General features: G+C 49.9%; 8 protein-coding genes. 5 read left to right on the forward strand and 3 right to left on the reverse strand.

Annotated features, from left to right (window positions below):
• The first annotated feature begins 105 nt into the window (after positions 1-105).
• The 4 genes from ACFQ1C_RS14790 to ACFQ1C_RS14805 all read left to right on the forward strand — a co-directional run bounded on the left by ACFQ1C_RS14790 (position 106) and on the right by ACFQ1C_RS14805 (position 5,799).
• On the forward strand, positions 106-1,326 hold the full coding sequence (locus tag ACFQ1C_RS14790; protein WP_379559445.1) for an acetate kinase: 1,221 nt from the start codon (positions 106-108) through the stop codon (positions 1,324-1,326).
• A 57-nt stretch (positions 1,327-1,383) separates the two neighbouring features.
• Entirely contained in the window at positions 1,384-3,549 is a 2,166-nt protein-coding gene (gene pta, locus ACFQ1C_RS14795; protein ID WP_379559446.1) for a phosphate acetyltransferase, read from the forward strand.
• 579 nt (positions 3,550-4,128) lie between these two features.
• A complete protein-coding gene (gene tpx / locus ACFQ1C_RS14800; protein ID WP_379559447.1) occupies positions 4,129-4,629 on the forward strand; it encodes a thiol peroxidase in 501 nt (166 codons plus the stop codon).
• A gap of 261 nt (positions 4,630-4,890) precedes the next feature.
• Positions 4,891-5,799, forward strand: coding sequence for a TIGR01777 family oxidoreductase (locus ACFQ1C_RS14805; protein WP_379559448.1), 909 nt, complete (start codon positions 4,891-4,893; stop codon positions 5,797-5,799).
• A gap of 72 nt (positions 5,800-5,871) precedes the next feature.
• On the opposite strand, the gene ACFQ1C_RS14810 is transcribed toward ACFQ1C_RS14805, so the two are convergent.
• Together ACFQ1C_RS14810 and ACFQ1C_RS14815 are read right to left on the reverse strand one after the other, a co-directional pair.
• Entirely contained in the window at positions 5,872-8,298 is a 2,427-nt protein-coding gene (locus ACFQ1C_RS14810) for an ABC transporter permease (RefSeq protein ID WP_379559449.1), read from the reverse strand.
• Positions 8,291-8,974, reverse strand: coding sequence for an ABC transporter ATP-binding protein (locus ACFQ1C_RS14815; RefSeq protein WP_379559450.1), 684 nt, complete (start codon positions 8,972-8,974; stop codon positions 8,291-8,293). The genes ACFQ1C_RS14810 and ACFQ1C_RS14815 overlap by 8 nt, the downstream gene beginning before the upstream one ends.
• Here ACFQ1C_RS14815 and ACFQ1C_RS14820 point away from each other — a divergent pair.
• Complete coding sequence (locus ACFQ1C_RS14820) at positions 8,973-9,587, forward strand: arylesterase (RefSeq protein WP_379559451.1); 615 nt, start codon at positions 8,973-8,975, stop codon at positions 9,585-9,587. The genes ACFQ1C_RS14815 and ACFQ1C_RS14820 overlap by 2 nt on opposite strands.
• 140 nt (positions 9,588-9,727) lie before the next feature.
• Here ACFQ1C_RS14820 and ACFQ1C_RS14825 read toward each other — a convergent pair whose 3' ends face one another.
• Entirely contained in the window at positions 9,728-10,399 is a 672-nt protein-coding gene (locus tag ACFQ1C_RS14825) for a DNA-3-methyladenine glycosylase I (protein WP_379559452.1), read from the reverse strand.
• Positions 10,400-10,838: the final 439 nt, after the last annotated feature.

The raw sequence follows: 10,838 nt of genomic DNA on the forward strand, positions 1-10,838 counted from the left end.
CAACAAACTCTAGCAATACCCCAAATAACGGGACAACTGAACATGGTTACCTCAAATAAGTATTTAGGTAACAAGATTTTTATCTCCTGACGACAAGGTTTACCGATGACTAGCAAGCTGGTTCTTGTGCTTAATTGCGGCAGCTCGTCGCTTAAATTTGCCATTCTTAATGCCGAGACCGGTGACGAGAAACTGTCTGGCTTAGCAGAGTGCTTTTATCTGCCCGATACCCGTATTAGCTGGGTTTTTAACGGCGAAAAAAATAGCGCCTCTTTAGGTGCCGGTAGTGCACATCAGCAAGCATTGGACTTTATTGTTAATACGCTACTAACAACTTATCCCGAGCTAATACAGCAGCTTTGTGCCATCGGACATAGAGTGGTACACGGTGGTGAGCAATTTACCCGTTCGGTGCTTATTAATGACGCCGTGATCAAGGGCATTGAAGACTGCGCAAGCTTAGCGCCGCTGCATAACCCAGCACATTTAATTGGTATTGCCTCGGCCCAACGTTCGTTTCCGACATTACCGCAAGTGGCGGTATTTGACACGGCCTATCATCAGACGATGCCCGAATCTGCTTATCTTTATGCCCTGCCCTATAAGCTATATCGTGAACATCATATCCGCCGCTACGGCATGCATGGCACCAGTCACTTTTTTATTGCCCAACAAGCCGCTAAACAACTTAATAAGCCACTGAAACAACTAAATATCATTAGCTGTCATTTGGGTAATGGAGCTTCGGTGTGTGCCATCAAAAATGGCGAGTCGGTTGATACCTCTATGGGGTTAACACCTCTTGAAGGCTTAGTGATGGGTACCCGCTGCGGCGATATCGATCCGGCCATTATTTTCCATCTGCACGATAACTTGGGCTACAGCTTGGAGAGTATTAATACCTTACTGACTAAGAAATCTGGCCTGTTAGGCCTGACCGAGCACACCAGCGACTGCCGTTATGTGGCCGAGCATTACGACTCACAGCCCGAAGCCAAACGGGCTATGGATATTTTTTGCCATCGTTTAGCTAAATATATTGCCAGCTACACCTGTAATCTAGACGGTCGATTAGATGCGGTGGTGTTTACCGGCGGCATTGGAGAAAACTCTATTTTGGTGCGCGCCATAACCTTATCTAAGCTGAGCTTGCTGGGCTTCAAGCTCGACGAAGCCGCTAACCACGATGCGCGCTTTGGTAAAACGGCCTGCATTACCACGCCAGACAGCACGCCCGCTTGGGTTATCCCCACCAATGAAGAGTGGGTGATAGCACAAGATGCCCAGGCCTTATCTGAAAGTATGTTGGAAAATGTGCCCGCATAATCGTCTAAACCACTCGCAGTTATCCCAACACCGTTGGCGCAAAAATAAGAGGGCTTTATGGCCAGAACAATAATGCTTGTCCCCGTTAGTGGCGGCGTGGGTGCCACCTCCGTTAGTTTAGGTATGGTACGCGCCATGGAGCGCAATGGCGTTAACGTCAGCTTTTTTAAGCCGGTGTCACAACCGCGCAATCGCAGCACGGTACAAGACCACTCGACTGCCGTCATAAGTAATGGCTCAAACATTGTGCCGCCCGAGCCATTTGCACTTAGCTATGCAGAAAACATGATTTCTCATGGCAATTTAGATGTGCTGCTGGAAGAGATCGTCGCCCGTGTTGAAAAGCATGTGACCGACGTCGGCGCCGAAGTCATTGTGGTCGAGGGCTTGATTCCCACCGATAAGCAGCCCTTTGCCAATCGTATTAACTACGATATAGCCAAGGCGCTAGATGCCGACATGGTGTTTATTGCCCAACCTAGCAACTACAGTAGCCAGCAACTGAAAGAGCGCATTGAGCTGGCCTGCTCAAGCTTTGGTGGCATGCTTAATAAACGCATCGTCGGTTGTATTATCAATAAAGTGGGTGCGCCCATGGATGATGATGGCAATACCCGCCCCGATCTCAGCGAGGTGTTTAACCCCAACCAAAAAATTGAAAAATACACACCTAACTTAGAAGTGCTACAGGTATTTGGCAAAATGCCGCTGCGTATCTTGGGCTGCATTCCGTGGAACACTCAGCTGGTGGCGCCGCGCGCCGTAGATTTAGCGCGCCATTTAAATGCCACTGTGCTTAATGAAGGCAATCTGAACACCCGCCGTCTACACAGCGTAACCTTTTGTGCTCGCGCCTTACACAATATGGTGCAGCATTTTCGCCCAGGCAGCTTATTGGTAGCCTCGGGCGATCGCTCCGATGTAATAGTGGCGGTGTGTTTGGCCGCCATGAACGGCGTCAAAATTGGCGCCCTACTATTAAACGGCAGCTACCACCCCGAGCCGCAAATTATGGAGCTATGCCAGCAGGCCACCGAAACCGGCTTGCCGATCCTGATGGTGGATACCAATACCTGGCAAACCGCGGTGAGCTTACAGCACTTTAATTTAGAAATTCCCACCGATGACTTGCAGCGTATCGAACTGGTGCAAGATTACATGGCCAGTCATATTGACCAAAACTGGATTGAATCACTAAGCGCCAAGTCTACCCGTAGCCGCCGCCTCAGCCCACCGGCTTTCCGCTATCAATTAACCGAGTTGGCACGCCGTGCCGCTAAACGAATTGTACTACCCGAAGGGGAAGAGCCGCGTACCATTAAAGCAGCGGCTATTTGTGCCGAGCGCAGCATAGCCCGCCCAGTATTGTTGGGTAATAAAGAAGAAATCATGCGCGTTGCGGCCCAACAAGGCGTTGTGTTGGATGACAGAATCGACATTATCGATCCCGAACAAGTGCGAGATCACTATGTAGAGCGGCTGGTGGAGTTGCGTAAAGCCAAAGGCATTACCGACATAGTGGCCCGCGAGCAATTAAAAGATAACGTGGTGCTAGGCACCATGATGTTAGAGCGCGACGAGGTAGACGGCCTAGTATCAGGGGCCATTAACACCACGGCCAATACCATACGCCCCCCGCTGCAAATTATTAAAACGGCACCGGGCAGCTCTTTAGTCTCATCAATCTTCTTTATGTTGCTGCCAGATCAGGTGCTGGTATACGGCGACTGCGCCATTAATCCCGATCCCACTGCTGAGCAATTAGCAGAAATTGCCATTCAGTCTGCCGACTCGGCTACCGCCTTTGGTATTGAACCCAGGGTGGCGATGATTTCTTACTCTACCGGCAGTTCAGGCACCGGCGCCGATGTAATTAAGGTGCGCGAGGCCACACGACTGGCCAAGGAAAAACGCCCCGATCTCATCATAGATGGCCCGCTGCAATACGATGCGGCCATTATGGAAAACGTGGCCAAGTCCAAGGCACCAAACTCCCCCGTAGCAGGCAAGGCAACCGTGTTTATCTTCCCTGATTTAAACACCGGTAATACCACTTATAAGGCGGTACAGCGTTCGGCACAGCTGGTATCAATTGGCCCTATGTTACAAGGCATGCGCAAGCCCGTTAACGACTTATCGCGCGGTGCGTTAGTCGACGATATCGTATATACCATCGCCCTTACCGCCATTCAGGGCGCCCAAATGGCAGCAGCGAAAAGCTAGCTCTGCGGTACGCTTTACGCCGTCAGCTATAAGTTATACCAATCCCACTGAATATTTGATCTATTTTAAAGCTTGGAGTGTTAGAGGCAACAGAGCCACCTCCCACGACCCGCCATAAACCCATCCATGGGGGCTCGGGAAATGCCGTCCTTGGCATTTCACGGTCGTGGTAGGCGATCTCTGTTGCCTCTTTATAAGCATCGAGTTGTCTGTGAGCAGCGTCATCAGTCACCTGCGAAATATAGGAGAGGATGAAGGGCACTGCTCCACCGACCATCACATGACAAGGATGTCATGTGTTTGAGCGCCACATGGATGTGCTTGCAGCGTGTCGGTGGAGTAGGCCGTTTATCCGACATTTATAGGAAGTAAAAGCAGACTACTTATTTAGTACGATTGGTATTAAAAACACCAAATGTATTAATTTGGTGTTTTTTTGTCTTTGACTAACAGCTTAGCGCTGTGTTTTGGCATTCAAGCCTTACGCGTAAAAATAAAAACCTTTTCCTTATGCCGAAAACTGGTAACTTAACCATTCAATATATTTTTTCATACTGCCTTTCAACAAGGGGATAATAAATGTCTACTGTGACTTTTCAGGGTAATGCAGTTGCCGTTTCTGGCCAATTTCCACAAGCAGGCCAAGCGGCGGCTGATTTTACGCTGACTGATGGCGATCTAAACGACGTTCGTTTGGCTGATTTTAAAGGCCAAAAAGTACTGCTGAACATCTTCCCTAGCGTAGATACGGGCGTATGTGCCACTAGCGTTCGCACCTTCAACGAAAAAGCAGCCGCGCTTTCTAATACTAAAGTACTGTGCGTATCTATGGACTTACCTTTTGCTTTGGGCCGTTTTTGTGGCGCCGAAGGCATCGAAAACGTACAAACCGCCTCTGCATTTCGCAATGCTGAATTCTTGAATGCCTACGGCGTTGCCTTAAGCGATGGCCCATTGCGTGGTCTGTCTTCCCGTGCCGTAGTCGCCATTGACGAGCAAGGTAAAGTTATCTACAGCGAGCTGGTTGCCGAAATTACTGAAGAGCCTGCATACGACGCTGCAATTGCTGCGTTGGCGTGATCCTGCTGGATCCCTGCCCAGTCAGCTTTTTGATTTAATATCAAAGAGCTAGCTTTAATGCCCGAGGTAATCTACAGACTTACTCACAGTTTATGTGGATAACCTCGGCTGTTCTATCCAATCCCGCCCTTTAATCTTCCGCTTACTATTCAACCTTGTAATTTGCTGATCTGCCTCTAAAAACTTGCTCATCTACGCGTACTGTTAAGTGCTAAACTTAAATGCATTGAACCAGTGCATATCAGGCAAAGGGGAAGCATCATGAAGATACTACTCACCGGTGGTACAGGCTTTATTGGCCACCGTTTAATGAGCCATTTACGCCCGCATCATGAAGTAACAGTGCTTAGCCGTACCCCTAACAAGGTGCATCAGCGCTTGGGGCACGATATTGAAGCGTTAGCGTCGCTAGATTCCCTAGATAATCTGGATAACTTTGATGCGGTGATTAACTTAGCTGGCGAACCCATTGCTGAAAAACGCTGGACCCAAGTTCAAAAAGAGCGCATTTGTCACAGTCGCTGGAATATTACAGAGCAACTCGTTGCCAAACTAAATGCAGGCCAAACGCCTCCCAAAGTACTCATCAGTGGTTCGGCGGTGGGCTTTTATGGTCGCCAAGGCGAGGCGCTCGTTGATGAAGACTCGAATCCACACCTGGAGTTTAGCCACGAGGTGTGTGCAAAGTGGGAGCAATTAGCCAACCAAGCCGCCAGTGAGCAAACGCGCGTCTGCTGCATTCGTTTAGCAGTGGTAATGGGATCCGAAGGTGGCGCATTAAAAAAAATGTTACCCAGTTACCGCTTAGGATTAGGTGGCCCCATCGGTAGCGGCAAGCAATATATGTCGTGGATCCACATTGATGACGTGGTGAGCTTATTGCTGTTTATATTAGATCACGACGAGTGCCACGGTCCCTTTAACGCCAGCGCCCCAGAGCCGGTGACTAACGAGCAATTTAGTCGCACCTTAGCGCGCGTACTAAACAAGCCACACTTTGCGCGTATTCCTGCTTGGTCGATGCGCTTACTGTTTGGCGAAATGGCCGACTTACTATTAACCGGACAAAGAGTGATGCCGGTGCGACTGCAAAAAGCTGGTTTCTATTTTCGCTATCCTACACTCGAAAAAGCACTGAAAGAAACTTTAAACCATGGCGCCAAGCGCTAAACGCCGAGCACTAAGCTAAGGACCAAACAGCGTATTTTTTAGCTTGGTGCTGGGCGCTCGGCGCTGACTTTTCTACCATTCCCGTAAGCGGTTCATTAGGGTGCCACTAGTAATTCCGCCCATTCTTCCGGCCAACATCAATAGTGTCGTGCTCAGTAAAGGCAATCCCAGCCACAACAGAGGGTGCGGCTGCCACGTAAGTCCCAACCACTGCGGTAACAGCACGGCCACGCATAACTCAACCGCTAATGCCGCCGCCAAGCCAGATACTATGCCTGCGGCCAGCCACTCCCAACGCAAAGAAGCTTTCATTAATCGTTCACTGGCACCTAAGGTGCGTAGCAATACTAATTCACGCCGTCGACTGTCTAGCGTGGTTTCTAATTGTGCTAATAGCACCAGCACGCTGGCCCCAGTTACCAGTGCCATGATCACCAGCAAGGCTTGGCTGACCTGAGCCAGTACCTCACGTAGTTGTTGCAACAGCGCCTCTACATCTAGCAGCGTCATGGTAGGAAAAGCGCGGATTAACTCTACTTCTAACGCCTGTTGCTCGGGGGGCAGATAAAAACTGGCCAACCAAGTCGCCGGATAGCTGGCCAGTACATCGGGGCTGAAAATCAGATAGAAATTAGGCTTCATACTGTCCCAATCAACTTCTCGAATATTGCGTATCTCGGCTGACACACTCTGGCCTGCCAAGTCCATCGTTATCTTATCGCCAATGGTCAGCTGTAAACGCTCGGCCAACCCCGACTCTATCGAGACGCCGTTTGCCGTGGTGCTCCAGTCACCTTGCACCAAACGATTACCCTTGGGCAGCAATTCGCTATAGGTCAAGTTTAGCTCTCGCCCTACTCCATTATCGTTACGGCCGTTGTCCACGTCTGACTCCGTAGACTTATCGTTAATGGCACTTAGGCGCCCCCGCACAATGGGATAAAACTGCGAACGTTCCAGACCGGCTTCATCTAGTCTGTCACGCAGCGGGTCTAACTGCTGGCTGGCAATATTAATCAGAAAGCGATTAGGCGTATCCGGTGGTAGCTGAGCCAGAAAGCCATTCACTAACTCACCCCGCACCACCCACAGCAAGCTGCCTAAAAACAGTGCTAACGCAATACCACCAAATTGAATAAGGGTCGCCAATCTTGCTCGTTGCAAGCGACTTACTGCGAGTCGAAAACCAATGCCGCCGCCGATGCGGCGCACCAAGGTCAACATGAGCCAGCATAAACCACCGAGCACGCCGACCAGTGCAATCAACCCTACCAACAAGCCCACCGCAAGCTGCCAAGCACCGGCAAATAGCCAACTTAAAATAAAGGTACCGCCCAGCAAAATACCTAAGCTCCAGCCCGGCGCAATACGCGCCTCAGCCTCATTGCGCAGCACCCGCAGCGGTGGCACTTTAAGTAAACGCGCCATGGGTACAATCGATAGCATCAGCGTGGTCAGCAACGCCATGCCAATGGCTACCAAAAAGGGCATCAATGAAGGCGGTGGCAGCGGTATATTTAGCGCATCGCCTAGGCTGAGCAAAATCAGTTTGTGCAGCCCAACTCCCACCACAGCCCCCAAGAGCGAGCCAATGACTAACAGGCTTAGCAACAGCCGTGCCAGCCAAGCAAACAATTGTCGCCGACTTGCACCTAGGGTTTTTAGCAGCGCCATGCGGTCTTGCTCACGGCGAGAAAAATAGCCTAACGCAATGGCCATTGCTAAAATGCCCAGTAGTACGCCTATTAGCGAAGCGAGACGAAAGAACTGCTCAGCCCGCACCAGTGAACGCGCCACCGGTGTGTCGGCATTATCGGGCCCCAGCCATTGTTGACCCTGTTGCAACTGAGGCTTAAGCCAGGCTCCATAAGCCGCTAACTGGTTAGGCTCGCCCTTAAATAAATAACGATAACTCACCCGACTACCAGCCATTTGAATGCCCGTAGCCGCTACGTCATCAATATGGATCATGGCCCGAGGCGCTAATAACGCGGGAGAAAATCCCTGATCCGGCTCTTTAAGTAGTTCACCCGCCACTTTAAGCTCGGTATTACCCAGCTCCACACTGTCGCCGGTACTCAGCTGTAACAGCGTCAGCAATCGAGACGATAGCCAAATAGCGCCAGGCGCCACGGGCTGTTCGGGCCTTAATTGTAATTCGCCATAAAACGGAAATGCATCGTCCACCGCACGCACGCTGGCCAGTTGGAGTTTGTCATCGGCAAACAGCACACTTTGAAACGACTGGGTACGTGATAATGCTAACCCCTGGCGTTTTGCCTCACTAAGCCAAGCCTCATCAGCTACGCGGCTGCCCGACAATACCTGATCGGCCGCAATATAGTCACGCCCCGACAAGGTCAGTGCTTGGTTCAGCCGGTCGGCCACTAAGGTGACGCTCAGTATGCTGGCCACACTTAAGGCTAGCGCCAGCATAAACAACCGCAACGGGCCGCTACTCATTTCACGCCATATTAACCCCAGCCCCAAGCTATGCATGCAACTCCTCCAAACGACCCGCAGTCATCACTAAGCGTCGCTCACAGCGCTGAGCCAGGGCTTCATCATGGGTCACCATTAGCAAGGTGGTGCCATGGGTTTGATTAAGCTCAAACAACAGATCGATAATCTGCTCTCCGGTGCGATGATCTAAATTACCCGTAGGCTCATCAGCTAACAAAATCTCTGGTTGGGTCATAAAAGCGCGAGCAATAGCCACGCGCTGCTGTTCGCCACCAGAAAGCTGGCTCGGAAAATGCTGAACTCTTGCCCCAAGCCCCACTTGTTCTAGCAGTTGCCGAGCCCGCTCGTCACAGCGTTTCTTTCCTTGTAGCTCGGCGGGTAGCATCACATTTTCTAGCGCGGTTAACGTGGGCAGCAACAAAAAAGACTGAAATACAAAGCCAATATGCTGGCCACGTAATTGAGCCCGCTGCTCTTCATTTAGAGCGGACAACCACTGGTCTTTAATGGCAATATCACCGTCACTGGCACTATCTAGCCCCGCTAGCAGCCCAAGCAGTGTGGACTTACCCGAGCCTGACGCTCCGACTAATGCCACGCTTTGGCCGGGCTTGACTTCAAATGCAATACCCTCAAGGATGGTTAATGTCTGCTCGCCTAACCGAACTTTATGACTTAAATTGGCAACCTTGATAATAGGAGAAACAGTCATGCCTCGCGTCCTTCTGCTACTGATGCTATTAGTGTCGTTTGTTACTCATGCTAACACCGTATTGATCCTCGGTGACAGTCTCAGTGCGGGTTATCGTATGAATGCCCAACAAGCTTGGCCACAACTACTCGCCCAACAATGGCAAAATGAAAATATACAGGTTGAGGTGATTAACGCCAGTGTCAGCGGCGACACCACCCAAGGTGGCTTGCAGCGTTTGCCCTCGTTGTTGGAAAGGCATCAGCCGAGTTTAGTGCTGCTGGAGTTGGGCGGGAATGATGGCCTGCGCGGCCTACCACCAGTATTAATTGAAGATAATTTAGAACAGATGATTACGTTGGCCAATCAGGCCGGCGCCAAGGTGATATTGACCGACATTCAGCTACCGCCTAATTATGGTCGCCGTTATTTACAACAGTTTAGTGCTATTTTCACTCGGCTATCCACCGAGTATCAACTGCCGTTATTACCATTTTTTGTCGCCCCATTAATAGGTGAGAACGGCATGATCATGGACGATGGCATTCACCCCACCGCCAACGCCCAACCAAAAATAGTGCAGCAAGTACATGGATTTCTAACACCCTATTTAAAGGATAGCCGTAAGCTGTAAGCGGTCAGTTAAAGACAACCATAAAACCATGGCGTTAGGCCTGCCATCCTTATTGCGCAAATACTCTTGTCTAAAATAAGTCGCCCTATCAGAACAATGTTTATCTGACGGCTGAAAGCTTATCGCTGGCAGCTATATATTTAACCGATTGAAAAGGCGATAGTTTTACTGATTGCAGTGAGACTTAGGCCACTTTGCTGATGCCATTGGTTAAACGCCGCTTGGGCCTGTTGCATGCCTTTTTTACTGCCTAGCCCTGCATCTATTACTTGATGATGACGTAAATAGGCGCTGACATCACCAGTAAAGGCAAAGGTATCTACACCCAAGCGCCGTAAACCGTAAGGGCCAATATTGCCGCCCAACAACTTACCGTGCTTTTTTATCATCATCCATAAGCCGGTGATGTCATCTTTAGGCCACTGCGCAACAAAGGCACCAAAGCCGCCGTGCTCTTTACCTAGCTCTAGTACCATGCGTGCATTAGCTGGCACTGCGGCAATTTTTTTAGCGTGACGCACTATGCCTGTATCATTGTTCAGCCGATCAAAATGGCGTTCGTCCAGCATCAGCATTTTTTCTGGATCAAAACCAAAGAAAGCTCGTTCAAACTCTGGCCATTTGCTACGGATAATCTTCCATACAAACCCAGACTGGAACAAACTCATGGTAAAAGAGGATAACCAGCGATCATCGGTGATCGCCGCCAGCTCAGCATCGGTTGCAAGTGGTGACGCAATCAACGCCTTTAGTGCCGCTTCGCCGCCATGACGCTCACAAGCACGCTGATAAATATCATTAAAATGCTCCATAAAAACAGTCTCGTTAATATTTTGTTTATTGGTACATAATACAGCGCCAAGCCTGTAGCGCCCAGCCCCCAGAAAAACCAAACCCAGTCCAAAAAACACCCTGCTTCGCTCACAGGGCCGGCAGCTAAAGCGTCGGACTACAAGAGATCTTATACCAATCAGGAAAACTAACTGATCAGATTTTTATGTCTTCTGTAGATACTCTGTTGGGTGTCAAGGTCTCACGTTAGTTTTGTAGGTTGGTCTCTTTTAGGCCGTGCCACCATTATTGTGCGAATGAATTCGCCCCTACAAAAAACAAGGAGCCATCCTGATCGTAGGGTCGATTTCAATCGACCAAAAACCATAGCACGGCCTAAAGAGGTCGAATGAATTCGACCCTTGTATGTTTAAGTCAGATGAATTGATAGAGTATTTAACAGTTACTGGGGAAGCCGTT

This window comes from Oceanisphaera ostreae (assembly GCF_042676125.1).
GTDB classification, from domain to species: Bacteria; Pseudomonadota; Gammaproteobacteria; order Enterobacterales; family Aeromonadaceae; genus Oceanimonas; species Oceanimonas ostreae.

Coding starts and splice junctions, on each gene's coding strand:
- ACFQ1C_RS14790 (WP_379559445.1), top strand. CDS start 106: ATGACTAGCAAGCTGGTTCTTGTGCTTAATTGCGGCAGCTCGTCGCTT.
- ACFQ1C_RS14810 (WP_379559449.1), bottom strand. CDS start 8,298: ATGCATAGCTTGGGGCTGGGGTTAATATGGCGTGAAATGAGTAGCGGC.
- ACFQ1C_RS14815 (WP_379559450.1), bottom strand. CDS start 8,974: ATGACTGTTTCTCCTATTATCAAGGTTGCCAATTTAAGTCATAAAGTT.
- tpx (WP_379559447.1), top strand. CDS start 4,129: ATGTCTACTGTGACTTTTCAGGGTAATGCAGTTGCCGTTTCTGGCCAA.
- pta (WP_379559446.1), top strand. CDS start 1,384: ATGGCCAGAACAATAATGCTTGTCCCCGTTAGTGGCGGCGTGGGTGCC.
- ACFQ1C_RS14825 (WP_379559452.1), bottom strand. CDS start 10,399: ATGGAGCATTTTAATGATATTTATCAGCGTGCTTGTGAGCGTCATGGC.
- ACFQ1C_RS14820 (WP_379559451.1), top strand. CDS start 8,973: ATGCCTCGCGTCCTTCTGCTACTGATGCTATTAGTGTCGTTTGTTACT.
- ACFQ1C_RS14805 (WP_379559448.1), top strand. CDS start 4,891: ATGAAGATACTACTCACCGGTGGTACAGGCTTTATTGGCCACCGTTTA.